The sequence below is a fragment of the Cupriavidus sp. 01L415 genome, assembly GCF_056400065.1.
Map to the genome: position 1 here is coordinate 1 of NZ_JBFTSP010000012.1, position 25684 is coordinate 25684.

21 protein-coding genes are annotated in these 25684 nt (G+C 60.7%); 13 read left to right on the forward strand and 8 right to left on the reverse strand.

Annotated elements, in window-relative coordinates; all coding sequences use genetic code 11:
* The first annotated feature begins 200 nt into the window (after nucleotides 1-200).
* The 7 genes from AC1DOX_RS17915 (at nucleotide 201) to AC1DOX_RS17945 (ending at nucleotide 10700) form a co-directional block, all read left to right on the forward strand.
* Complete coding sequence (locus tag AC1DOX_RS17915) at nucleotides 201-500, forward strand: hypothetical protein (protein ID WP_441619202.1); 300 nt, start codon at nucleotides 201-203, stop codon at nucleotides 498-500.
* A gap of 336 nt (nucleotides 501-836) precedes the next feature.
* Nucleotides 837-1526, forward strand: coding sequence for a hypothetical protein (locus AC1DOX_RS17920; RefSeq protein WP_441619204.1), 690 nt, complete (start codon nucleotides 837-839; stop codon nucleotides 1524-1526).
* Between the two features lie 612 nt (nucleotides 1527-2138).
* On the forward strand, nucleotides 2139-4418 hold the full coding sequence (locus AC1DOX_RS17925) for an FdhF/YdeP family oxidoreductase (RefSeq protein WP_441619206.1): 2280 nt from the start codon (nucleotides 2139-2141) through the stop codon (nucleotides 4416-4418).
* A gap of 66 nt (nucleotides 4419-4484) precedes the next feature.
* Entirely contained in the window at nucleotides 4485-5441 is a 957-nt protein-coding gene (locus tag AC1DOX_RS17930; protein ID WP_477101473.1) for a Dyp-type peroxidase, read from the forward strand.
* 480 nt (nucleotides 5442-5921) lie between these two features.
* Entirely contained in the window at nucleotides 5922-8249 is a 2328-nt protein-coding gene (locus AC1DOX_RS17935) for an FdhF/YdeP family oxidoreductase (protein ID WP_441619210.1), read from the forward strand.
* 116 nt (nucleotides 8250-8365) lie between these two features.
* Nucleotides 8366-8755, forward strand: coding sequence for a phosphate-starvation-inducible protein PsiE (locus AC1DOX_RS17940; RefSeq protein ID WP_441619212.1), 390 nt, complete (start codon nucleotides 8366-8368; stop codon nucleotides 8753-8755).
* 520 nt (nucleotides 8756-9275) lie between these two features.
* The gene (locus AC1DOX_RS17945) at nucleotides 9276-10700 is read left to right on the forward strand and encodes an aminotransferase-like domain-containing protein (protein WP_441619214.1); all 1425 of its coding nucleotides are present in this window, start codon (nucleotides 9276-9278) and stop codon (nucleotides 10698-10700) included.
* Between the two features lie 50 nt (nucleotides 10701-10750).
* Here the strand turns inward: AC1DOX_RS17945 and AC1DOX_RS17950 are convergent, their stop codons facing one another.
* Genes AC1DOX_RS17950 through AC1DOX_RS17970 form a run of 5 tightly spaced genes read right to left on the reverse strand, consistent with a single transcriptional unit; the run spans nucleotide 10751 to nucleotide 15650 of the window.
* Nucleotides 10751-10954, reverse strand: a complete 204-nt coding sequence (locus AC1DOX_RS17950) for a DUF1656 domain-containing protein (RefSeq protein ID WP_441619430.1) — start codon at nucleotides 10952-10954, stop codon at nucleotides 10751-10753.
* On the reverse strand, nucleotides 10944-13073 hold the full coding sequence (locus AC1DOX_RS17955; RefSeq protein WP_441619216.1) for an FUSC family protein: 2130 nt from the start codon (nucleotides 13071-13073) through the stop codon (nucleotides 10944-10946). Before AC1DOX_RS17955 ends, AC1DOX_RS17950 begins: the two co-directional genes overlap by 11 nt.
* A gap of 9 nt (nucleotides 13074-13082) precedes the next feature.
* On the reverse strand, nucleotides 13083-13220 hold the full coding sequence (locus AC1DOX_RS17960) for a DUF2474 family protein (protein ID WP_441619218.1): 138 nt from the start codon (nucleotides 13218-13220) through the stop codon (nucleotides 13083-13085).
* Nucleotides 13220-14227, reverse strand: coding sequence for a cytochrome d ubiquinol oxidase subunit II (gene cydB, locus AC1DOX_RS17965; protein ID WP_441619220.1), 1008 nt, complete (start codon nucleotides 14225-14227; stop codon nucleotides 13220-13222). Before cydB ends, AC1DOX_RS17960 begins: the two co-directional genes overlap by 1 nt.
* 13 nt (nucleotides 14228-14240) lie before the next feature.
* Nucleotides 14241-15650: a cytochrome ubiquinol oxidase subunit I gene (locus tag AC1DOX_RS17970; RefSeq protein WP_441619222.1), complete on the reverse strand. Its 1410-nt coding sequence runs from the start codon at nucleotides 15648-15650 to the stop codon at nucleotides 14241-14243.
* 855 nt (nucleotides 15651-16505) lie between these two features.
* On the opposite strand from AC1DOX_RS17970, the gene AC1DOX_RS17975 reads away from it, so the two are divergent.
* Nucleotides 16506-17711, forward strand: a complete 1206-nt coding sequence (locus tag AC1DOX_RS17975; RefSeq protein WP_441619224.1) for a molybdopterin molybdotransferase MoeA — start codon at nucleotides 16506-16508, stop codon at nucleotides 17709-17711.
* Nucleotides 17712-17761: 50 nt separating this feature from the next.
* Here the strand turns inward: AC1DOX_RS17975 and AC1DOX_RS17980 are convergent, their stop codons facing one another.
* The 3 genes from AC1DOX_RS17980 to AC1DOX_RS17990 all read right to left on the reverse strand — a co-directional run bounded on the left by AC1DOX_RS17980 (nucleotide 17762) and on the right by AC1DOX_RS17990 (nucleotide 19645).
* Complete coding sequence (locus AC1DOX_RS17980; RefSeq protein ID WP_477112670.1) at nucleotides 17762-18817, reverse strand: sensor domain-containing diguanylate cyclase; 1056 nt, start codon at nucleotides 18815-18817, stop codon at nucleotides 17762-17764.
* 150 nt (nucleotides 18818-18967) lie between these two features.
* Nucleotides 18968-19138, reverse strand: coding sequence for a hypothetical protein (locus AC1DOX_RS17985; protein WP_441619228.1), 171 nt, complete (start codon nucleotides 19136-19138; stop codon nucleotides 18968-18970).
* A 123-nt stretch (nucleotides 19139-19261) separates the two neighbouring features.
* On the reverse strand, nucleotides 19262-19645 hold the full coding sequence (locus AC1DOX_RS17990; RefSeq protein WP_441619230.1) for a hypothetical protein: 384 nt from the start codon (nucleotides 19643-19645) through the stop codon (nucleotides 19262-19264).
* A gap of 509 nt (nucleotides 19646-20154) precedes the next feature.
* Between AC1DOX_RS17990 and AC1DOX_RS17995 the strand changes: the two genes are divergently transcribed.
* The 5 genes from AC1DOX_RS17995 (at nucleotide 20155) to AC1DOX_RS18015 (ending at nucleotide 25486) form a co-directional block, all read left to right on the forward strand.
* Nucleotides 20155-21072 (forward strand): efflux RND transporter periplasmic adaptor subunit, encoded by a 918-nt coding sequence (locus AC1DOX_RS17995; protein WP_441619232.1) that lies wholly within the window; start codon nucleotides 20155-20157, stop codon nucleotides 21070-21072.
* Nucleotides 21069-22544, forward strand: coding sequence for an efflux transporter outer membrane subunit (locus AC1DOX_RS18000; protein WP_441619234.1), 1476 nt, complete (start codon nucleotides 21069-21071; stop codon nucleotides 22542-22544). The genes AC1DOX_RS17995 and AC1DOX_RS18000 overlap by 4 nt, the downstream gene beginning before the upstream one ends.
* Before the next feature lie 391 nt (nucleotides 22545-22935).
* Complete coding sequence (locus AC1DOX_RS18005; protein ID WP_092141821.1) at nucleotides 22936-23349, forward strand: hypothetical protein; 414 nt, start codon at nucleotides 22936-22938, stop codon at nucleotides 23347-23349.
* A 239-nt stretch (nucleotides 23350-23588) separates the two neighbouring features.
* On the forward strand, nucleotides 23589-24455 hold the full coding sequence (fdhD, locus tag AC1DOX_RS18010; RefSeq protein WP_441619236.1) for a formate dehydrogenase accessory sulfurtransferase FdhD: 867 nt from the start codon (nucleotides 23589-23591) through the stop codon (nucleotides 24453-24455).
* Nucleotides 24456-24568: 113 nt separating this feature from the next.
* The gene (locus tag AC1DOX_RS18015; protein ID WP_441619238.1) at nucleotides 24569-25486 is read left to right on the forward strand and encodes a tyrosine-type recombinase/integrase; all 918 of its coding nucleotides are present in this window, start codon (nucleotides 24569-24571) and stop codon (nucleotides 25484-25486) included.
* Nucleotides 25487-25684: the final 198 nt, after the last annotated feature.

Consider the following 25684-nt stretch of genomic DNA (forward strand, 5'->3'; position numbering starts at 1 on the left):
GGTTCAATCACCACCGGTTCAATCACCACCGGCTGATGGAACCCCTTGGCTATATCCCGCCCGCCGAAGCTGAGGCAAACTACTATCAGCAGCTTCAAATGCCTGCCGCTGAAACGCTATTAACTTAAACCAACCAGCCTCCACGGTACCCGGGGCGGTTCAGTACGATCCGCTGACCTAGACCAGAGAGGTGCTTCCGAATGTCAACCAACATCGTTTATATCAAGGAAGTATTTGGGAACGTTTGCGGCCCGCACAACACGAGGCTGCTGTACTACCGCAACACGCATCCCACGTTGACAATCAAGATCACTGTTGACCACTGGTGGGTGTACAACGGCGAAGTCCTGCGAGAGCCAAAGAAGAATTACGTCCTGCGCCCCAATCCGAACGCCGATATGAACGTCGTGCACGAGTGGGACGCCTATATGGGCTGCCCCATTCCGGACAGCACGATGCAGAGGTTCCATTGGGACGTCGTGGATGCCGTTCCGGCCTGACAGCTGCTCGCGATGACGCCTCTAAGTACGGTTCTTCGCGGCACTCTGAGCGGCGGTGCGACCACCATCGGGAAATCGCCGCCCCCCTCCGTTCATCGGCATGCGTCGCTGGGAAAGGACAACGGCGCAATCAACCTGCTCCGCGTTAGCTACCCTTGCCTTTCAACCCACAGCAGCATCAAGGAGCTTGGCGATAGCCTCGTCAAAGCGTACGCCCAGGAGCCCGGATCACACCCGATGTTCCACCCGGGCAGCTTCATCTTGGGCCACGGAGGGCCCGGATACGTGGAAGTCGGTGCTGGGCAATGGGGGCGCTCCTGGGAGCGTTCCATTTGGTTGGAGAACGAAGAAGTGTGGGCCCCGCAGTTCGCTAGACTGTGGGTACCACCGAAGATTGAGCGGCATCCACACTGGGGCGAGATACCTCGCTTCAGAAGCATTCAGTTCCTCAGTTGCTCCACGGCCGCAAGCCCGGAAGGGCGTGAATTGCTGCAGCGCATTGCGGATGTAGGCAACCTGAGGGTCAGCGCCGGGACCGGGCTGCTGATTGCGACTTCACAGTACGCCTTCTGGGAGAAGGGAGCACAAATCGCCTGCTGCGTCCCTCGCGATGCTGCGCGACCTAACGGCTACGTCGAGTGCCCCGAAGGCAACTGGAGAGAGCCGTCAGCGCTCGCCGATGCAAACTTCCAGTTCATGGGCATGAAGAACCTTGGGTTTGGTCCCGGCATGGAGGTGGCTGACGTTGAGAGCATCAGCGTCAAAACGCCGTCGTCCAACGACGAGATCGAGCTACCCAAGGAAGAAGCCGCTGAGTTGCTGCCGCTGATTTTTTCATCTCCTCCCTACGCGAAGGACGGGGAACTCACCGCAGCGCTTACCGCCCGTTTTACGGTGAAGTACCGCAGTCAACCTGCAATCACAGTCGATCTGCTCGCAGATCGACTCGCGCAAGTAGACGTACAGCGTGTCTTTCTCGTGGCGCAAGGCATAAGAGCCTTCCTGAAGCGATTCGGAATTTCCTGAGCCTGCCGCCGGTGGGAAAGCGATGCTGGTAAATGTCGCCATCGAGCATGCCCGCTGCGACTCGATTGCGAAGTCCGGCGCGTCCGGCGTCGACAGCACGCGCCACATGACTGCGCGCCATCCACAGCGCATCACGCTGAACGCGGCGCGCTGCCGGCGCCCATGCCCTCTGTTACAAAAGAAATCTGCAGCGAATGCTTCTTGGCAATAAGCCCTGATTTCCGACAGGCAGCCTCCCCAGCGCTCTGTTTGCACGCGTCATTGACCATTTTCGCGTTATACCTCCCCGCATGTCGTGTCGGCGTGCAAGAACTGAGGTCAAAGACCTGCTCAACAATCATCGCTATGGAGTCTGGCGTCCAGCATGGCTAAGCCGGTTCTTCGCAAGAAAGATCGTTGCCGATGATTCTTGGTTTATATACTGTTTGACCGCATTTTATATACCGGAGTGGCTCAGCGTAGTGGTGTCATCACATTGGACAATTCATGGGGCCTAATTTGTAACAGCCGATGCCACGTTTGAATAGGTAGCGCTATCGTTGCATTCAGTTAGGGGGCTTACTTATTTGAGCCTGAGCGTGGAGCTCGGCGCATTTTCCCAGGGGAGTGATCATGGCAATTCGACGCGAAGTTCCCGGCGTGCGGCCTTATGACGGACCAGCTGGGGGATGGGGAGCGCTGCGGGCAACGACACTGGCGATTCGCACGCAAATGGAGAACGTCAAGGCCCCCATAACACTCCTTCGAACCAACCAGCCAGACGGCTTCGATTGCCCCGGATGCGCCTGGCCTGACAAGGAACACCGCTCCACCTTCCAGTTCTGTGAGAACGGTGCGAAGGCGGTGACATGGGAAGCCACGACCAAACGCGTGCGGCCCGATTTCTTCGCCAGCAACACCGTGACATCCCTCCTGCAAATGTCGGATTATCAGCTGGAGGATATGGGACGTATTACCAATCCAATGGTGTATGCCCGGCCAACGGACACGTTTCGCCCAGTTGAATGGGCGGATGCTTTCAATCGGATCGGGGAGATTCTTCGTGGCCTCCCTCCGGAGCAGGTTGAGTTCTACACATCGGGAAGAGCCTCTAATGAGGCAGCCTATTTGTTCCAGATATTTGCACGGGAATATGGCTCCAATAACTTTCCGGACTGTTCCAATATGTGCCATGAGCCAACCAGTGTCGGATTGCCTTTGTCGATCGGAATCGGCAAGGGAACGGTCTCGCTAGACGATTTCGACAACTGCGAGCTGATTCTCGCCATTGGTCATAATCCCGGAACGAATCATCCTCGCATGATGGGCACACTACATGAGGTTGCCAGGAGGAATGTTCCGATTATTGTTTTCAATCCGTTGAAGGAAAGGGCGTTGGAAAGATTTGCTGATCCTCAGAACTGGCTGGAGATGGCCACCTATGGGTCAACGCAAATTGCCTCGACCTACTATCAGGTAGCTGCCGGCGGCGACGCGGCTGCCCTGAAAGGAATCATGAAGGCGCTACTAGCGATGGAGGCCGATCAGGGAGATATTCTGGATAAGGACTTTATCACCTTGAACACGGAGGGATTCGACGCGTTTTCAAAGGATATGGACACGACATCCTGGGAAGACATCGAGAAGGCGAGTGGGCTCACTCGTGCGGATCTCGAAGCTGTCGCTAAGCTCTATGCGAAGTCCAATGCAACAATTGTGACTTACGGCATGGGAGTCACCCAGCATAGCAGAGGAACAGCGAACGTTCGGTTGATAGCCGACTTGCTGTTCTTGCGCGGGAACTTCGGAAAGCCGGGTGCGGGAATCTGTCCACTGCGTGGGCATTCGAACGTCCAAGGGAATCGGACAGTAGGAATCACGGAGAAGCCGTCCGAAGCCTTTCTCGATGCAATCGAAAACACGCTTGGATTCAAGCCGCCGCGGCAGCATGGTCATGACGCGGTGAAAGCGATGCAGGCGATGATAGATGGCAAGTCCAAGGCATTGATCTGCCTGGGTGGAAACTTCGCCGTGGCCCTACCCGATTCGGATCAATCGTTCCCCGCGATGGGGAGCCTTGATCTAAGCGTGCATATCGGTACAAAACTCAATCGCACCCATCTGCTGGTGGGTAAGGAAACGTACCTGTTCCCATGTCTCGGGCGAACAGAGTTGGACATCCAGGCAAACGGCCCCCAATCCGTGACAGTTGAAGATTCGATGTCGATGGTGCATGCGTCGGCGGGCAAGCTGACACCCGCATCCGAGCATCTGCGGTCTGAACCGTCGATCGTTGCCGGCATGGCGGAGGCGACCTTGCCGAACAGCAAGGTGCCGTGGACGGATCTGGTTGCCGACTACGACAGGATCCGCGACCTGATTGAGAAAACCGTACCGGGTTTCGAAGACTTCAATGCGCGTATCCGGGTGCCTGGTGGCTTTCGTTTGCCATTGCCGCCCACCGAGCGCAAATGGACGACGCCCTCAGGGAAGGCCGTATTCTCGGTATTTGGCGGGGTGAAGGAGGATGCCGATGTCCTGGGAGGAGAGGAGGTCCTGCGGCTCATGACGATTCGTAGTCACGACCAGTACAACACTACGATTTATGCTCTGGACGATCGCTACCGCGGTGTGTTTGGCCGGCGTGATGTACTTTTCATGAATGCAGCGGACATGGACGGGCGTGGACTCGAGCATGGAGACGTCGTCGATATTGAAACCATCGTTTCCAATCGAAAACTTCATCTCAAGGGACTGACTGCAATCGCGTACGACAACATTGCGCGTGGTTCAGTCGCTGCCTATTACCCTGAAGCCAATGTCCTTGTGCCACTCGACTATATCGATCCAGAAAGTGGTACGCCATCCTATAAGTCGATCCCGGTGCGGGTGGTACGCGCCGAGCCAGGTTGACCATGGGCGGCACATGGACGTTAGGTCGCAAGTGAAACCCTATCCATAGTCAGATCAATCTAGAAAATGGAAAACGTGCCAATGCCGCAGGCGGTGTGCAGTCCCATAACCCGCACTGCGATTTTCATCGTGGCAACACTGGCTCCCGGGAGTCAACATGCCGCGACGGTCAGAACGCTGTGCGCCGACGTCGCGGCACTCGTTCGGTCTGTCGGAAAGCGGCAGCCGGCAGGCAACCTGTCATGTGTCTGTGGCTTCGGATCGGATGCATGGGACCGACTCTTCGGAAGGCAGAAGCCGCTGTCGTTGCATAAATTCCGGGAGTTCGGTCCAGGCAATCGTCGCGCCATCGCGACGCCGGGGGATGTGCTTCTGCATATCCGGGCCGAGCAGATGGACTTGTGCTTCGAACTGGCGACTCAGCTCATGAAGCGCCTCGGCGATGCGGTTTCGGTCGTCGATGAGGTGCATGGATTCCGAAATTTCGACATGCGCAGCATGGTGGGCTTTGTCGATGGAACTGAGAATCCCGAGGGCAGTGATATTGCGAAATTCACCATCATCGACGAAGAGGATTCGGCATTCGCCGGCGGTAGCTACGTCCTTATCCAGAAGTACATTCACAACATGGATGCGTGGAATGACCTGACCGTGGAAGAGCAAGAACGAGTCATCGGTCGCACCAAGCTCGAAGACATCGAGCTTGATGAGTCAGTCAAGCCGTCCTGCTCGCACAGTTCACTGACCACTATCGAGAAGAATGGGGAGGAAGTGAAGATCCTGCGCGACAACATGCCCTTTGGTCACCCGGGCAAGGGAGAGTTTGGGACCTTCTTTATTGGCTATGCCCGCAGTCCGGAACCTATCGAGCAAATGCTCGAGAACATGTTTGTCGGGAGGCCGCCGGGCAACTATGACAGGCTTCTCGACTTCAGCAAGGCGGTAACGGGTGGGCTGTTTTTCGTACCATCGGCCGCACTGCTGGAGAATCTTTCGGGACGTGAGCCGGAAGCGCTGAGCTAGCGTACGCGGATGGCCGAAACACAATCAGAAACCGGCGCAAATCGAGGACCGTCTGAACCGACTCCGGTGTGACGATGGATTCCTCGCTACATCCAGCCTTTTCTCGTGTTTCGGCGAAGTATTTGAGAACAAGCTTCATCGAAGCAATCAGCTTAAAGAATTGCGACTTTGGCAAGTCGGATCCCATTCTTCCATCCCAGCGAAAGCCCGCCGGCGAAGGCGACCACGAACGCTTGCAGGGCGGGCGTGGAGAGGGGAAAGAGCAAGTACAGGTACAGATCGTTGCTCTGCGGAGGTAGTCAGTTCCGCCGTCTCCCGACATTGAAACGCGGTACGGCACTGTACTCCAATCCTCGTCGGTCTTTTGTATGCGCTTCCTGTTGTCCTCTGCTCCTACCCTATCGTCATCGCATACGCACGCACCGCGTGCTTGACCGCCAGGCTGGCCGAAAACTTGCGCCTCTGATAGGAACCGCCCCCATGAGCTCTTCAGCACCCGAGAAAGGAAAAATCGCACCGTATACCCACCCGGCAGCAGGCTGGGGGGCATTGAAGTACGTCGCCATCAACCTGATCAAGGAAAAGGTTGCAGCAGGAAAGTACACACTCCTGTTCAAGCAGAACCAGGCGGATGGCTTCGATTGCCCTGGTTGCGCATGGCCGGACCGCGAACACGCGTCGACGTTCGAGTTCTGCGAGAACGGTGTCAAGGCCGTGGCGGCCGAAGCAACGAGCAAGCGCGTCACGCCGGAATTCTTTGCGGAGCATACCGTGACGTCGTTGATGGAGCAGACCGACTTCGAGCTGGAACAGCACGGTCGGCTGACCCATCCGATGGTCTACGACGCGAAGAGCGACAAGTATCGCCAGATCGAATGGTCCGAGGCGTTCGCCATGATCGGGCGGCACCTGAAAGCGCTGGACAATCCCAACCGGGCCGCTTTCTACACGTCGGGTCGCGCCAGCAACGAAGCTGCCTTTCTCTATCAGTTGTTCGTGCGCGCCTATGGGACGAACAATTTCCCGGATTGCTCGAACATGTGTCACGAGGCGACCAGTCGCGGGCTGCCGACGACCATCGGCGTCGGCAAGGCCACAGTGCTCCTCGATGATTTCGAGCATGCCGACACGATCCTGATCTTTGGGCATAACGCCGCCACCAACCATCCGCGCATGCTTGGCGAGCTTCGGGAATGCGCGCGGCGTGGTGCCAGGATCGTCTCGATCAATCCGTTGCGCGAGCGCGGGATGGAACGCTTCACGAGCCCGCAGCACCCGGTGGAAATGCTCACGGGCAGCAGCACCAAGATCGCGTCGATGTTCCTTCAGCCAAAGCTGGGCGGGGACTTCGCCTTGATCAAGGGGATGGCAAAGCGGCTCGTCGAAATGGACGACGTAGCCGCGTTGCACGGTCATACCCGTCTCATCGACGTTGACTTCGTGCGCGAGCACACGGACGGCTATGAGGCATTCGTGAAGGACCTCCGCGCGGAATCCTGGGCGGACATCGTCGCGGAGTCGGGCATTTCGTACGAAGACATCGATGCGCTCACGCAGGTCTATGCAAAGGGCGAGCGTGTCATCGCGTGCTGGGGCATGGGTCTGACGCAGCACAAGAACTCCGTTCCGACGATCCAGATCCTGTCCAACCTGATGATGATGCGCGGGAACATCGGCCGTCCCGGTGCGGGACTTCTGCCGGTGCGCGGCCATTCCAATGTGCAGGGCAACCGGACCGTGGGGATCGAGGAGCGGCCGGAGCAGGAGTTCCTGGACAGGCTCAAGGGGGTCTTCGGCTTCGAGCCGCCCCGCGGACACGGCTATGACGTCGTCAAGACGATCGGCGCGATGCTCGAAGGCGAGGTCAAGGTGTTCGTAGGGCTGGGTGGCAACTTCGCGGCGGCCACGCCCGATACACAGCGCACGTTCGAAGCCTTGCGACAGTGCGACCTGACCATGAACATCGCCACGAAACTCAATCGCAGTCATCTGGTGCACGGTAAGGATTCGCTGATTCTGCCGACGATCGGTCGCACCGAGATCGATATGCAACATGGCGTCGCACAAGGCGTGACCGTCGAGGATTCGGTTTGCATGGTGCATGTCTCGTTCGGCATGAACGCGCCGGCCTCGCCGCATCTGCGCTCCGAGACCGCCATCGTCGCGCACATGGCCGAGGCAACGCTCGGTTCCGGCAAGATCGACTGGTTGTGGTATGCGCAGGATTACGCGCGTATCCGGGACGTCATCGAAAAGGTCCTGGACGGCTTCGAGAACTACAACGAGCGCGTTGCGATTCCGGGAGGCTTTCATTTGACGCCCGCTGCGAACCATCGCGTGTGGCATACGCCCTCGGGCAAGGCTGAGTTCAAGGTCAACCGGATCGACAAGGATACGCCGATCCACCGTGCCCGCCTGGCGTACGGTGACGATCTCTTGGTCATGATGACGACGCGCTCCCACGACCAGTACAACACCACGATCTACGGGCTGGACGACCGTTATCGCGGCGTGTTTGGCCTGCGGCGCGTGGTGTTCATCAATGCCGCAGACCTCGCCAGGCTGGGCTTCAAGGCCGGGCAAAAGGTGGATATCACCAGCGTATGGGAAGACGGCATCAGACGCCGTGTCGAGGACTTCGAGCTCGTGGAATATGACATCCCCGTGGGCTGCGTCGGCGCCTACTATCCGGAGACCAATCCGCTAGTGCCGCTCGAGAGCACGGGCGACGGGTGCGGCACGCCAACGTCCAAGTCCGTTCCGGTCCTGCTTCATCTGGCAAAGGGCGAGACGAAGGCTGCCGCGTGATCGGTATGGAGACGGCCACACATGAGAAACCCGCGGGGACATCTCAGGATCGGAAAGGATTTGGCTTGAGAAGATCCGGAGCCCGTCCGCCAGTACAGCACTTTATCCGGGCTCGGTTGGAATCGCTGCTTGGCGTGGTCGAGCTGGTCGGCCTGGTGGTGATCGGCCTGGCGACTTCATTCGCCATGGCACAGGAGGGCTGGAAGATTGCAGGGCTGGGAGAGGTGTCGATTACCGATCTGCTTCTGATGTTCCTCTATCTGGAAATACTGGCCATGGTGGTCCGCTACCTGAGGCTGGGACAGCTGCCGGTAAGGTTTCCGTTGTATATCGCGATGGTTTCGCTCGCACGTGATCTGATTCTGCGCTTCAACGATGCTACGGAGTTTCACTTGCTGGCGCTGTGCGCCGGCATTGTGATGCTTGCTTGCGGTGTCCTGATCCTGCGGTACGGCCAATCCCGCTTTCCAAGTGAGGATGACCAAGAGGCAGGACACGCGGAATAGATGGAAACCGCGTGGAGCACGACGGCACCTGTCGGCGGCGGCTGCAAGGGTCGCGCGCGTTGCGTGTGTCCGCGAGGCCTTTCTTCGTCGTGTGGGCGATGGCTGGAAATATCCCGGCTCTGCCCGGCAAGGTACGCACGAGCGGGCTAACCGCGCACAGACGTCTTGTGCCAGATTCTCTGGTGCGTTGCACAAGATCCGAGCCCTGGGGGATCTGAGGTATCCGCCAGTCCCGCTCTATCGGCTCAAGCCGCTCAATTCGACCCGTCGCCCAATTCGCCGGGTTCGCCCAGCACAATCGTGCTTTCTCCGTAACCTCGTTGGGGCAGGCTGCCAGTATTCTGAGAGCTCAGGCACAGTTGGCCGACTTGGGCGACGCGCAACGGCTTGCATACTATAAGTTGTCCCGCTGGCTTCGCCAGGCTGCAGGGAGTGGCCTCGCGGCGCGTACGCCGCGCCAGGCCAAGGGGCGCGGGGGAGCGTGCTTTTCATCACAATTAGATAAGCAAGAGGGGTGTGTGTGAAACTGTATGAAAAGCTTGCGGAAGACATCGAGGCGCTGGTCAAGCAAGGTGTCTTGCTCCCAGGGGAGCGTATACCGTCGGTGCGGCAAACCAGCCAGCATCATCGGATAAGTCTTACCACGGTGATCCGAGCCTACGCACAGCTTGAAAGCCGGGGGGTCATCGAAAGCCGGCCGCAATCGGGATACTTCGTCCGCGCGCGATCCGGGGAATCCACCATCGAACTGCGAGCCTCCCGACCGAACCCGCGACCATCGGCTGTCGACGTGAGCGCGTTGGTGCTATCGACGCTGCGCTCCATCCGCTCGGACGAAGCTGTGGCGCTGGGCTCGCCCTATCCCGATTCCTCGCTCTTCCCATGGCAGCGGATCACCCAGTACTCCAACAATATTGCGCGGCGTTATACCAAGTGGAACGTGCTCGATGATTTGCCCCCGGGCAGTCCGCAGTTGATCCGGCAGATTTCACGCCGCTACCTCGAGAACGGCTACGCCATTGACCCCAACGAGATGATTATCACGATCGGGGCCACCGAGGCGATCAACCTGTGCCTGCAGGCGGTAGCCAAACCAGGCGATACGATTGCCGTGGAATCTCCCACGTACTATGCGATGCTCCACGCGATCGAAAGACTTGGCATGCGCGCCGTCGAGGTGGCGACTGATCCGGTGGAAGGCATCGATATCGACGCGCTGGCGAAGCTGATCGACGAGAAGGAGATTGCTGCCTGCATGGTCATGCCGAACTTCCAGAATCCCCTCGGATTTCAGATGCCCGACGAGAAGAAGAAAAGGCTTGTCGAACTGCTCACCGAGAAGGACATACCGGCGATTGAAAACGACGTGTATGGCGAGCTCTACTATGGCGCCAGCCATCCGAGCTCCCTGAAAACCTACGACAAGGCCGGCATCATCCTGCATTGCTCGTCGTTCTCCAAAACGCTGACGAACGCCTCCCGAATCGGCTGGACCCTGGCGGGTCGCTACCACGAACACGTGGAACGGTTGAAATTCCTGAACACGCTGACCACGCCTTCGCTCCCGCAACTGGCCATCGCCGAGTTTCTCAAGAATGATGGATACGACTATCACCTCAGACGAGTCCGGAAGGCTTACTCGCAGCAGGCGAAGATCATGAGCGCCAGCGTGCGTCGGTTCTTTCCCGAGGGCACCTCGACATCGCACCCCGCCGGGGGCTATGTCCTGTGGGTGCAAATGCCGGAAGGCATCGATGCCATGGACCTTTACCACGCCGCGCTCGCGTCCCGTATCACGGTTGCGCCCGGCCATATGTTTGCGCCGGGCTTCACCTACAGCCATTGCATTCGCCTGAATTACAGTTGGGAATGGACGCCGGAGCTCGATACCGCGTTGCAGACCCTGGGGCGACTGGCGACGAACCTGCTTGAGCGGAGCCGCTGATCCGGCGCTGATCCGATCCACCCCGCCACCCCGCGGCGGGCCGGGCCGCGTCAGCCGTGATGTGCCATGCTGACCACGATGCCGAGGACGATCACGTACATCGACACGTTGAACAAGGACCGGTGCCACACCTTCAGATAGAAGCGGGTAGTCGCAAGCACGCCGCGAATCGCCGCGGTAATGCCAAGGGCGATGAGCATCCACACGAGCAGGGCCGGCACGAAGACCCCGTAGATATCGAGTTCACCGAACATCATGCCCGGCTCCGCTGTCGCTGGTGGAATGCGGGAAGAGCGCTAGCCGGATGGCCAGCAGCGAGGCCAGGACATCGCGTTGCGCACCGTGCAATGTGTCGATTTCGTCGATCTTGTCGGATGCGTCGGGCAAGGTCATCAGTGCCGCATCGACGCGCGCCGCCAGTCGCGCGGGCGGGGGCAACGTCGCGTCAGTGCGGGTGCACTGGCGGTAGTAGCGAGCCAGTTCCACGAGCACATAGGCGATGGCGCGTCGGCATTGGGAAGAGAGCGCATCAAAGTCGCGCTGGAGAGTCAGTGCACCGAAACTGACCAGCAGTTCGGAAATTCCGTCGTTCATGGGAGCGTTGTGTCTGGGCGGAATGATCGAGATCAGCTGAGTCATGCGGTCGAGCATCTGGCCGCGCATCTGGGCCGAAACCTGGGAAGACATGGCGGCCCGGCGTGGAACGAATCCGTCACCGATGCTCTTCCAGCTGGCTCTCAGGATCCGGCGTGCGACAAAGTCCATCTCCGCCGGCCTGGCCAGAACCACCCAGATGGCTGCGAACAGGATGGCGCTGCACGCCGCGAGGCTGCTGTTGAAGAGATCCGCAAAGTTTGCTTCATAGATCTGCTGTACGTTGGCAAAGGATGCCGTGGTGACCGCGAGCAGCACGCCGGTGAGCCCGAAATCCGGCCGCGCCATCAGGACCCCGATGCAGAGATAGGGGACCGCAAGCAGCGTGGCCAGCGAGAAGAAGTCCGTCGCGTTCGGCAGCACGACGAACTGATAGAAGCAGGAAAGCAGCAGGCAGGCCATGCTGGCGATCACCACGCGTCTGACTGCGGCCCGTGGCACATCCACAGTGCTCACGAAGCAGGCGGTCAGCGCGGCCAGGCTCACGGCACCGGCGCCATCAATCCATCCCGAAAGCATCCACGCCGCGCCGGCCAGGAACGTGGCCGATGCCGCCGTTGCCGCCTGGATCAGCAGCAGGCCGTGGTCAATGTGAACCGCCGGCTGAATCGCCGGCCGAATCTCCGGATTTCCCTGGCCACGATCGTTGCACGAGCCAGACAGGTTGGCCGCCGACTCGGGATGGCCGATGCCGCGATGCAGACGCCGACCCGCCTCCCAGATATCGAGCAGGGCTTCGAGATCGTGGCATGCCGCGGCAATCAATTGGCCGTGCCAATGGTCCGTCTTGTGGAGGCCGACCAGCGCGGCCGCGGGCCGAGGCCGATCAGCGGGCGATTGCGAAGGCGTGTGGAGCCATGCGGCGATGTCGCGCATCCAGTCTTCGAGCGCAGGGGGCACACCCAACGGGTGCGCGCGCAGCGCGCCGATGATTCCGGCCAGTGCTTCGAGCAACGGCAGCAGCGCGAGCATCCGCTCACGCAAGGCCGCGGCAAGCTCGAGCGTCTGCGAACTGCCTGGCTCGTGAGCCAGCTGGGCCATCAGGTTGGACATCGTGTGCAGATCGCCCGTCAGCCTGCGACGGCTGTCGTGCTGATCCACCGAGTCGGATGGGCCGGTCAGGATCTCGGCCGTCCGCGTCGCTGCGTGCGCCAGCCATGCGGCGGATTGCTCGCGCAACACCGGGGCGATTGTGGCCGGGAACACCAGCGCACTGACCAGGCCCGCGCTGACAATCCCGATCACAATCTCTTCGACCCGTAGCAGCGCGATGTCAAAAATACTGGCGGGATCGGTCACGGCCGGCAGCGCCACGATCGGCAGCGTATAGGCTGCCAGCAGGAACACGTAGCTGCGTGGCGACCGTTCCAGCAATGACAGGTAGAGCATGGCACCTGTCCACAAGGCGATCGCCGCCATCAACAACAATGGCTCGTTGACGAGGTTGGGCACCATGGCCACCGCCGCCGCGGCACCGAGCAAGGTGCCGGCGACCCGATACAGGCCCTTGGAACGGGTGGCGGCGGTCAGCGGGCTGGAGACTAGGTAGACCGTCGCCATGGCCCAGTAGGGCCGTGACAGGCCCAGGGCCAGCGCCACATAGAGTGCGAGCATCGCGGCGGCGAACACCTTGACGGAGAACAGCCACGGTTGTGTGCTCGCACTCTTACGTTGCGGCGCCTGGATCGTGATCGCCTTCATCGGGCGCGCGATGGACATGGGCATGGCCTAAGGGGTCATTCCCGCAAGATGCATGGCGAATCGGATCAGGCCGGCCGCCAGGCCAACCGCGCCGACGCCACCCACCCACAGGGCAACCAACCAGGTCAGGCGCGTGCCCATTCCGGAGCGTTCTTGCGTAGCCATCAGTGATACCCCTCGCCGCGCTTGACCTTGCCACGGAACACGTAATAGGACCAGGACGTATAGGTCAGGATGATCGGCACGATGAACAGCGTCCCGACCAGCGCGAAGCCTTGGCTTTGCGGCGCCGAGGAAGCGTCCCAGATCGAAATGCCCGGCGGGATGATGTTCGGCCAGATGCTGATCGCGAGGCCGGTGTATCCCATGAAGATGATGACCAGCGCGAATAGGAACGGCGAGACGTTCGGGCGATTGCCGAGTGCGCGATAGATCCCCATGGCAGCGCCCGCCACGAGCAGCGGCACAGGCAGGAAGAAGAACAGGTTCGGCATCGAGAACCAGCGCTGGGCGATTTCAGGATGCGTCAGCGGCGTCCAGACACTCACGGCGACGATGAAGGCGAGCATGGCGCCGGTCAGCGGTTTGGCCAGGCGCAGCATCGTCCATTGCAGGCGGCCTTCCGTCTTCATGACGAGCCAAGTGACGCCCAGGAACGCGTAGGCCACCACGACACCGATACCCGTGAAGATCGGAAACGGTGCCACCCAGTCGAACGCACCGCCTGCGAAATGACGGCCGTTCATGGCGATGCCATCGATGTAGGCGCCAAGCGTGACGCCCTGGAAGAACGCGGCCGTGAGGGAGCCTCCGATGAACGCCTTGTCCCAGTGAGGGCGGCTGCGGTCGCTGGCCTTGAAGCGGAACTCGAAGGCTACGCCACGGAAGATCAGTCCCATCAGCATGAACATCAGCGGCAGGTAGAACGCGCTGAGCAGGACCGAGTAGGCTAGCGGGAACGCGGCGAGCATGGCGGCCCCGCCGAGGACCAGCCAGGTTTCATTGCCATCCCAGACGGGGGCAACCGTGTTCATCATCACGTCGCGATCGTGACGGTCGCCGATGAACGGAAAGAGGATGCCGATGCCCAGATCGAAGCCGTCCATGATGACGTACATCATCACGCCGAAGAAGATCAGCACGGCCCAAATGACGGGAAGATTGATACCCATGGTTGTCACCTGATTAGTTGTGGGAGCCGCTCAGCGGAGGGACGGTACGCGCGATCGAAACCGGGAGCGGATCAGCGTGCGGATCGGCGTGGTCGCCCTCCGCCGGCCCCTTGTTCACCAGCCTGAGCATGTAGCGGATGCCCACGCCGAACACCAGGAAGTACACCACCACGAACAGCAGCAGCGAAATGGCGACCGGACCGAGTTCATGCGCCGACACCGCGTCGCGGGTACGCAGCAGACCATAGACCACCCACGGTTGACGGCCAATCTCGGTTGTCATCCAGCCTGCCAGCAGGGCCACCAGGCCGCTCGGACCCATCACGACGGCCATGCGCAGGAACGACTTGGCCCGATAGATGGCGTCCTTGCGACGCAGCAGCCAGCCCAGCATGCCGTACAGGATCATGAGCACGCCCAGGCCCACCATGGCGCGGAACGTGAAGAACAGGATGGTCGAGTTCGGACGGTCTTCCTTGGGGAAGTCCTTCAGCCCGGGAATCTGTCCATCGAGGCTGTGCGTGAGGATCAGGCTGCCGAGCCGCGGAATCTCGATCGCGTAGCGCGTTTCCTCGTGCTCCATGTCCGGGATGCCGAAGACAATCAGCGGAAACCCACCCTTGTCGCCCGGCTTGGCAGTGTCCCAGTGGCCTTCCATGGCGGCGATCTTCGCGGGTTGGTGCTCAAGCGTGTTGAGGCCGTGGGCATCGCCCACCACTGCCTGGATTGGCGCAACGATCAGCACCATCCACATCGCCATGGAGAACATCTTGCGGACCGCCAGCGTGTTCTTGCCGCGCAGCAGCTGCCACGCGCCAGCCGCCGCGACGAACAGCGCGGTGGAGAGCATCGCTGCCACGACCATGTGGGCGAGGCGATAGGGGAACGACGGATTGAAGATGACGGCCAGCCAGTCGGTTGGCACGATCTTTCCGTCGATGATCGCGTAGCCCGTCGGCGTCTGCATCCAGCTGTTGGACACGAGAATCCATGTCGCGGAGATCATGGTGCCGAGCGCCACCATCAGCGTCGAGAAGAAATGCAGACCGGGTCCTACGCGATTCCATCCGAACAGCATGACGCCAAGAAAGCCCGCTTCCAGGAAGAATGCGGTCAGCACTTCGTACGTGAGCAAAGGTCCGGTGACGCCACCGGCAAACTCCGAGAAGAAGCTCCAGTTCGTGCCGAACTCATAGGCCATGACCAGGCCGGATACGACACCCATGCCGAAGTTCAGCGCGAAGATCTTGACCCAGAAGTCAAAGAGCGTCCTGTAGACGCGATTCTTCGTCATGAGCCATCGTGCCTCAAGGAATGCGAGAAAACTCGCAAGGCCGATCGTGATGGCTGGAAAGATGATGTGAAACGACACTGTGAAGGCGAACTGTATTCGCGCCAGATCCAGTGCTGTAAGTCCGTGCATCGTATTTCTCCTCGTATTGACGTCGGTGGCAACGCCGCGTGACGCGATAACGCAGAGTAGGGATTGCAGCAGGTCAGAGGTAGATACAGTTTCGGACGAATCGTGAATACTCAGTTGGTCATCGGGCTGCAGGCGTTGCCTGGAGCCGGTTTCGCGCAAAGGACGATATCCGCGCAGTGGATCTGTTCTCCTGAGACAAGTGGGGAACTGTGATGCGTCGACACGCGGATTGCGCAAGCGCGCGCGGTCAGACAGGCGCCTGGCCGCGGATGAGTGGGGGCGAAGGATTCAAATGACAGCGATGCGCTTCAACGCATCGGGCGCGCGCAGTGCAATGGGGATCGTTGTGAGAGGGGAGGTGTCGCGGGAAAGTCCGGGAGTGGAGGGGTGTCCTTTGAGGGGGGAAGGACGGCAAGCCGAGGAGGCTTGCGGGACTCGTACGCCGCGACCCAGCCATTCTATGGAGGGTGCGTTCGAGGAGGGATGACACTTCCATCGTTCCAGAACGAACACAGGACGCGCGTTGCGCACCAGGTCACGGAGGATGGGTCATACGGATGGGTCACGGATGCATCGGTTGGTTCGCCGTTCGCCTGCGCGGGCAAGGTGGGAAAGACCCATGCCAGCTGCCAAGGGGTCTGTAGCCGGCGAGATTGTATTCATCTGTACTCCACGGGAAAACCCGCCTCCGGCCAGACTCATCCTGGCGCCTGAGCGTTCTTGAAGGCTGGCTCCGGTTCGCGTCAGTGATGTCGGTGGAACGTGGGCGCCTTGGCCCGGGAACCGACCCGTGCGTCCCGGCCTGCGCTGCGCGACAGCGCAGGCTGGGACGCTCAATATCAACGGAGATGCGCGATGCTGAGTTTTGATGAGGCGCAAGCTTTCTTTGCGTCATGTGTTGAGCCGGTCGCCGAAACCGAGCGGATCTGGCTCGGTGGCGCGGCGGGAAGAGTGCTGGCTCAGGATATCGTGGCTTGTGTCGACACTCCGTCCGTCGACAAGAGTGCCATGGACGGCTATGCCGTCGCCATGGCGGACTATGTCGACGGGCGGACGTTTCCGATCCAACAGGTTTGCTATGCCGGCATGGCACCCCAGCGGCTCAAGCCGGGCCATGCCATTCGTCTTTTCACGGGATCGGTGATGCCGGACGGCGCCGACACCGTGATACCGGAAGAGGCCGTTCAGAAGGTCGAGGGAGGGGTGCGCCTGTGTGCCGCACCGGCCCGTGGCGCACACGTGCGGCGCAAAGGCGAGGATGTCAGGTCAGGTGCGTTGCTGATTCGGGCGGGTGCCGTTCTGACATCCGGGCATATCGCCTCGCTCGCATCTCAGGGTATCGATGCGTTGCGGGTGTACCGACTGGTGGAAGTCTCCCTGTTGATCACTGGCGATGAGCTTTCGTTCGAGGATGTCATTCCAGCGTCACATTGCGTGAACGATGTCAACGGGCCGATGCTGGAATCCATGGTGGAGTCGCTTGGTGCGATGGTCGTCAGCCGAAGGCATGTGCGTGACGATGAACAGGACCTGCATGAGGCGATGCTCGAAATGTCTGACGAGGCCGATATCGTCCTGATTACGGGCGGCACGTCGGGCGGGGAGCGGGATCTCGTCGAACCGGCCCTGATTTCGGCCGGTGGGCAACTGCTGTGCCACCAGGTCAATATGAAACCGGGCATGCCGATTGCGCTTGGTCGTCTGCGCGACAAGGCAGTGGTATGCATGCCAGGAAATCCTGCCACCGCATTCACGACGTTTGCGCTACTGGTCACCCCGATGCTTCGGAGGCTCCAGGGGCGCGGGCAGATCTATCCGCCGGTCAGGTCTGTTCAGACTGAACTGCCAGACACAAGGCGGAGCCAGCGTGATGAATTCTTCCGGGCGTCCGTGTCGGGGCCTGGCACTGGTTTTGACCGTGTAAGAATTCACGCGCAACAAGCGCCCGCGTCGGTTTCGTCGCTAGGCGAAGCCATGGGCTTCGTTCGCGTGGGGCCACATGTCGGCACCCGGGCGACAAACACGTTGCCGTTCTACGAACTCGACAGATGGTTGCACTAGGTGAGCACCTGATCGACGAATAGCCGGCTTGAAGCGTAACGGCCGGTCAGTCAGAGGATCACGACCCGATTGCGCCCGCCCTCCTTGGCCCTGTACAGGGCACGGTCGGCCGCCGCGAAGGTCGTCTGGCGCGCCAGATCCGTACTCCCAGCGCGGTGCGTCACGGTAGCGCCGACACTGACGGTCACGACGCCAGTCGGCGACCGACAATGGTCAATCGCCAGCTTCATGACGCTGGCACGCAGCTTTTCCAGTGCGGCTTCGAAGTCCAGGCGCGGCAGGCCGCACAGCAGCAGTCCAAACTCCTCGCCTCCCAGGCGTCCCGCAATCATTCTGTGTTCATCGGCAATGGCTTGAAGGACCGATGCCACCTGGCGAAGGCACGCGTCGCCCGCCGGATGTCCATAGGTATCGTTGTACTGCTTGAACCAGTCGATATCGACCATGACGGCACCCATCGCTTCCCCATCTGCCGCGCCGTCCCAGGTTCGTCGGACGCTTTCCAGCATATGACGCCGGTTGAACAGCTGCGTAAGCGGATCCGTGGCCGTTGCGGTGCGCAGCCGCAGGTCGTTCTCGATCATTGCGCGCAAGTGCTGGAAGACGTCAATGGGAGCCTTCAGCAGGCGTGCCGGCGCCGGATCCATGGCACATAGCGCTCCCACGATCTCACCATCGGGGCCGCGAAGCGGGATAGCGGCATAGGAGCGCACAAAGGGGGCGGCCTGCACCAGCGTGCAATCCGCAAAGCGGGCGTCTGTGCTGGCGTCTTCCACGACAAACACATCGTCACTCTGAATTGCGTAGTTACAGAGCGACCGCTTGCGGGGGATCGGGAAGACGGACAGGCCGACTTCCGCGCGGTAGTGCTGATGTTCGGCGTCGAGCAGCAGTACCGCGGAAACGGACGCGCCGGTCACGCTTTTCAGGATGGCCGTAGCGTGCCGGAAGCACTCCCGCATGACCTGGTCATCGTGCAGCAACCATTCAAGGACTGGAGACTCGGTATGCGCACGCGCGGCTGCCTCTGCAATGGAGGGCGTGCGGTCGATTCGGAGGGGGCTTTTCGTTGAGGACAATTCACATCCACCAGGGGTGAGATGCACACGTCAACGGATCACAGCAGGAAAACTTGAATCAGGAGGGGTTGTCGCAGGAAACAGGCTCGATTCGGCGATCAGATTTGGGGTGCGTTTCGACGGGCCCATCGATAGCACAGGGGAGCCTTGAAGCCGTCGCGGCGGCCTGCAGGTGATTCAACTCGCAGGCGTTGCGGTGACGTCATTGGGAAGCACGCACTGGTGCTTCTCGAGTTTGTGCGCGTTGGCGCGGGCGGTCTCGATGACATGCCAGTCCGGGCCGGCGTTTGCGCTGAAACTTGCGCCCATTGTGATCGCTGTGAGCAGCAGAAAAAGTGTTGTCTTCATGTCGAAAGCGTGGGAAGGCGTGAGTAAGTGGATGGTGGCGGTAACGGGGGCCTGTTCGTCAAAGGCCCCGCACCGTCTTGACGGGATTGCTTGTCTCCGCAATCTCAGATCCTGCAAGCCTTGTCAGGCAGCATCGGCGTTATCGGCTGCGGCGCCATGTGACGGGGGCGCGGATACGCCGGTCCGATCCATGCCGGCAAGCTGCAAGGCCGCGCTTCCGTGTGCGCCATCGGTGAACGGGTCGCGCTTGCTCGGACCGTTGGCACCGTCCGTGTACGGATCGGGGCGCTTGATGCCGTTTGCGCCATCGGTGTAGGGGTCGGGACGCTTGATGCCGTTCGCGCCATCCGTATAGGTGTTGAAGCCGGTTTTGTGAAACACATAGCCGTAGCTTTCGGCGCTTGCGCTGTGCTGCACGACGTCTTGCGCATGTACCGGGGCATAGACCAGGACACTGGCGCCCAGGATAACGCTCGAGAGAAGAGTGGAGAGGTCAGCGGCTTTCATGATTTGGATTCCTTTGAATGGTTGTCGCTTGGAACAGTACGGCGACGTTGATGTCTGCGTCCACCACGCCTGCGGTGGCTTCGCTTGCCAGCAGTGCTTGCCTGTGGAAACCATGGTAGGAGAATGACTGGAACGGTTTCGCATACAAAATTCGCCCATTTGGAGCAGAACAGTTGCGCGGGCCGACTGTGACGCCTGTTCCTCTGCCTTCGCCGGTCGTGTCACTACATGGCATCCGCGTGGTGCGCGCGCCGGATTGGTGAAGCGCAACTGATCTGCGCGCCTTTCCCAGATTCTGTATGCCTACGGCGAGCCCTGTATTCACTACTCTGCGGGATGTGAAGCCGGTATGTCGCGCGCAAGGTCCGTCGAGGAATCCACGCATGACGAGGTGGTGGTGTGCGCCAATGTGGGGACGGCATCGTCCCTGACCACAGGATGCGCCTCTGCCTGACTCCTCCCGTGTTCGCTGCCAGTTGCTCCTCTTGGTGTTGTGCGTCAGGACAGGTATGAAACAGAAGCCCCTACTACTCGTTCCCGTATTGGTTACGCTCCTCGCGGTGATTTGTGCCGTGCCCGTGGCGCTTCATCTTTGGGATTACTACAAAGCGGCGCCGTGGACGCGCGACGGTCATGTCAGAGCGGATGTCGTCCAGATCTCGCCGGATGTCTCGGGGCTCGTCACGCAAGTGCTCGTGAAAGACAATGCGCAGGTTCATCGCGGGCAGCTTCTGTTCATCGTCGACCCCGATCGTTTTACGCTGGCATTGCGAAAAGCCGAAGCGACACTGGCGCAGAAGCGGGCAACGTTGGCGCAGGCCCGCAGGGAGCTGGCGCGCAACCGCTCACTGTCAGCCGTGGTGGCGACGGAAGCCACCGAGATGACGCAGGCGAGAGTGGACGAAGGCGAGGCTGAGGCCGCGCAGGCCCTTGCGGCCGTGGATGTCGCGCGTCTCGATCTGGAGCGCTCGCATGTAGTGGCGCCAGTCGATGGATACCTCAATGACCGGCTGCCGCGCGTGGGAGACTACGTGGTCACCGGAAAGCCGGCGCTGTCGATGGTCGACAAGGATGCGCTGTATGTCGAAGGGTATTTCGAAGAGACCAAGCTGCCGCGCATCCACGTCGGCGATGCCGTCGATGTTCGGCTCATGGGCGAGTCCACGATACTTCATGGCGTGGTCCAGAGTCTCTCGGCAGGCATCGAAGACCGGGACCGTAGCGCGGGATCGAATCTGCTGCCGAATGTGAATCCCACCTTCAACTGGGTTCGTCTGGCACAGCGCATCCCTGTACGCGTGGTGTTGCAGGACGTCCCGCAGGAAGTTCGTCTCATCTCGGGCAGAACGGCCTCGGTATGGGTGCGCGAAGCGGGGCGCAAGGCGGGCGCCTTGCCTACGGCACAACAGGTGGGGGCAGCGCGATGAAACGTAATGCGCTTGGCTTGGCACTCATCGGCAGTGTGTTGCCCATGTTGTTTGCGTGTATGACGGTTGGACCAGACTACAAGGTGCCAGAAAAGGCGTTGGTACAGGCGCCGGAAGCAAACGCGGGACTGGTCGAAGCCGGTAGCACGGCAGCCTCAAGTGAGGCGGTGCCGGACGCGTGGTGGCGTCTGTATGACGACCGGGAAGTGAACGCGCTGGTGCAGCGCGCGCTCGTGGCCAATACGAATCTGCGCGTGGCCGCCGCCAATCTGCAGCGCGCGATTGCCAACTACCACGAGGTCGAGGCCGAGAACCTGGTTCAGGGCAGTATCAATGCCAGCACGGAGCGCACGCAACTGGCCGGCGAAGCCTTCCTGCTCAAGGAGAAAGTTCCGGTGCTCAATATCGGCAACTATGGGATCGGCGTGTCATATCTTGTCGACCTGTTTGGAAAGCTGGCCCGTGCGGACGAGGCGGCGCTGGCGAATGCCGAGGCGAGCCGGGCAGCGCTGGATGCCGTGCGAGTGGCGGTGGTCGCGCAGACCGTAAAGGCCTATGTCGAAGGTTGTGCAGCCACGGACGAACTGCATGCGGCGGAGCGCCAGTTGGCGCTACAGGAGCGGGCCGTCGACCTGACACGCAAGCTGGTCGTCGCCGGCCGCAGCGAACCCGGTGACCTGGACCAGGCCAATGCAGAGGCCGGTAGCCTGCGCGCGGCGCTACCGCAATTCAAGGCCAGGAGAACCGCGGCAGCCTATCGTCTTTCAGTCATGCTGGGTCAGCCTCCTGCGCGGACGGAGTATGTCTGTCATGGTCTACCGACCTTGAAGAAGCCGCTGCCGGTCGGCGACGGCGCGGCGCTACTCAGACGCCGGCCAGACGTGCGGCAGGCAGAGCGAGAGCTGGCGTCTTCCGTGGCGCGCATCGGCGTCGCTACTGCTGATCTCTTCCCGACCATTCGCCTCGGTGCTTCCGCAGGGGTGACGGGCGTGCTCTCCGACCTGGGCTCGGGGTCCACGGTGCATTGGGGCGTCGGGCCAATGATTACGTGGAATTTTCCGAGCAACGGCGCGATTCCCCACATTCACGGCATGAAGGCCGAGTCCGATGCGGCCCTCGCAAGATTTGACGGCGTGGTACTGAAGGCGCTGGAGGAGACGCGAACCGCGCTCAGTGCCTATGGCTTTGAGTTGGAGCGCAACGCAGGACTCCGGAAGGCACGTGATGCGGCAGCGGACGCGGCAAGGGAAAAGAGAATCCTGTATGCGGGCGGCAGGGTTTCGTACCTGGTCAGCCTGAATGCCGACCGGTCGCTAGTCAGTCTGGAGCAGACACTTGCGGATTCTGATGCCCAGGTTGCGCTGAAGCAGGTTGCATTGTTCGAGGCGCTTGGCGGTGGGTGGGAGAATGCTCCAATGCCTGCTTCGAAACATGCAGTAGACGAGAAGTCTGACTCGTCCAGTCATTCTTGAGTGTCTTAACACCACCGACTTTCAACGGTAGTTGGATGGAGTATTCGACATGGCAGCGCTGCCGGTGTTGGTGTCTCTCGATGTTGATTGGAGCCGGTTCAACTGCTGACAGGAATAGCAGGGTCTCTGGCTTGCTGACTGTTCCGGCCATCGCCACGGCGAACTGTATCCGTGCTCTGCAGTCGTCTAGAGATACAGTCCCGTCATAGGGACTTGCACGGTGTAGCCGTGCATGCGGCAGGCATGGCGCGGCATCACCCAGAGGTCCAAATGGCTGTGAGCAGCGTGTCGAAGCACTCATCCGTGATCTCGCACCAGATCTTCGTGAGCTTCTGCCTTCTTCTTACCTAGGGAATCCCACGCATGGCATGCAACTTAGCTTGAAAGCGGAATGAAGAAAAAGCGTCAATCGATCAACCTGGATGCGATATCTCCTCCATGCTTACGCGTGGATCAATGGCTCATGGAGGTCGGTGCAGGGAAGACAACGCTGGCCTTCGAGGATTGGTTCGTACTCAGACTTTCTCGAACTGAAGATGGCGAATCGAGTGGCGGCGCAAAGGGTATCGTCGGCGGTCACTCCATAGTGTTCCATCAAGGACCTGTAGAGTTTGAATTGGCTCACGGCGCTAGCTACACGGTCACGCACCCCCAAAAAGGCATTCGCCACTTCAAGTGCATGCTTGACGGGCATTTCCCGATGATTTCGTTCTATCGCCCGGGCACCTCGCTGCGCTTTCCATGGATAACCATGGCTCGGGTCTTTGTGGCTGACGAGTTGCGGTCATTGACGCGACTTGCGTGATCCCTCCTCCGTGCGGTGGGGGGTGACAAGGAGACCGAGTCGGCGGGGCGCTCGACAACCGCTGCAACTGTTCCGTCGGAGCAATGGCTCGTCTGTAATCTCGTCGGCGCGCCTTCCTATTCTAGTATTCAACCTATCGATGCCCCGGTGCCTACGTCGACGTGACCACGCTTCCGTCACATGCAGCGCGCCCGGTGCAGGCCGGTGCCGCATGGCGCAAAGCAGCTGAGAGGTAAGCAATGATGAACGACCCCACCGGCGAGGATCTGACCCCCGACATGACGACGCCGTTGACGCAATGTACGCGCGAAGTGAGGCGATGGCGCGCCGGCGCTGTGTCAGCGGAAGTGGATTGTCTGGCAGAGGAAGTTCCGGTCGCGCTGGAGTACAACGGCATCGCGCATGCGGTCATGTTGGCCACGCCGTCGGACCTTGAGGACTTCGCGATCGGCTTTAGCCTGACCGAAGGCATTGTCGGCAGCGCACGCGATATCTACGCGATTGACGTGGAGCCGGGCGCCAACGGCGTGACGCTGAAGGTGGAGCTTGCGACCGGAGCGTTCGTCGCCCTCAAGGTCCGTCGCCGTGCCTTGGCCGGACGCACGGGGTGCGGTTTGTGCGGCACCGAGTCGCTTGACGAGGTGATGCGCACGCCGGCGCCGGTGCGCAGTGGCGCGTCGTTCGATCCGGCGGTATTCGATCAAGCATTTCTGGCGCTGAGCGCAAGGCAGAACCTGCAGCGCAGCACTGGCGCCACGCATGCTGCCGCATGGATGCGCGCCGACGGACATTTGATACTGGTACGCGAGGATGTGGGGCGCCACAACGCGCTCGACAAACTGGCCGGTGCCATTGCTCGCAATAGCATAGACGTGGCGCATGGCGCAGTGCTCGTGACCAGCCGTGCGAGCTACGAGATGGTACTGAAGACCGCGGCACTTGGGGCGGGCGTTCTTGCCGCTGTGTCGGGGCCCACCGCGCTGGCGGGGCGCCTGGCAGAATCGGCCGGACTGACGCTTCTCGGCTTCGTTCGCACCGGCAGCCTCGTTATCTATACCCATCCCCATCGCTTGAGGATTGCGGGCTCACCGCATTCCCCGGCGTAGCACACCTTCCCTCTCGCCACTCCACTGCCTGACTGCAGTGGCATTGCGGCTCGCCTTCCGGCACAGCCGCGAGGACTCTGTTTTTCCTTTTTTGCCCCGGCAGGTCATGCGCTATGAACAATCTGTGGCTCAGGAATCCGTCCCTTGCTTATGCCGACTGGCAAGATCGCCTGTCGACCGACACTGGCACCCGTCGTTTCGCGCGGCAGTCGATCATCCAGCATCGTGCGATGCTGGATCGCTTTCATCGACACCTGGTTGGCCACGGCGTGACGCTGGCAGACTTCGAACCGGACCACATCGAAGCCTTTTGGCTTGGTCCCGGGGCGGCGACCTACACACCGAGTACACGCATGCGCTATTTGCATTTGTTGGACCGGCTCTGTCGTCACCTCGTTGAGATCGGCATGCGCGAAACCAACCCTGCAGCCGAGCCCGCACGTGAGGGTAGCTGGTCGAATGCAGGATCACCTCCGCTCTTCCTGCCCAAGGCGGTCGATGAGCAGCTACAGGACTTCGTCCAGCCACTTCCGGGTGATGATATCCCGCAACTTCGCATGCGGGCCATCCTGGCATTGTTTCTGGGTACCGGCGTCACGGCGGCGGAAGGCCGGGCCGCGGCTCTTCATGATCTTCAAAATTTATCCGCGCATCCCTGCCTCCATGTGCCGGAGCTGGGCGCGAAGGCCGCGCGGTCCGTTCCACTGGAACCGTTCGCCGTTCCCGCCATGGATGCCTGGAAGACTGTGCGAGCTTCTCTCCCGATCGCTGGAAACCTGCTCTTCGCGCTACGGTCATGCGGCGCGCCGATTACCGACATGAGTCTCGGTAACATCGTGCGCGACGCGTTTGAGGCCATTGCCTACGAGGCCGATGATATGAGTCCGCGCATCCTCAGAAACACGTACTGTCGCCGCGCGCTGCTCTCCGGCGTGCCGCGCGACAGCGTCTCCACGCTGCTTGGGCTGACGAGCAATCGTACGTGCGATCGCATGATGGCCACGATTCATAAACAACGACCGGCTGCGTAGCACCTGGGCCCCGCGAGCGCGCTTTGGGCCTTTGACAAACTGGCTTCAGCGGTGATCAACCCGATCGGGTTCGCGCGTCTCCGCCTGTTGTTGCTTTTTCTGCTTCCCCTGTTTCTGCTACGTAAAGCACTGGTCGTCGTTCATGGCTTTCCGCCCACGGTTTCCGTCAGCAATGAAAAGGCCCAGTGGCCAGTTTCA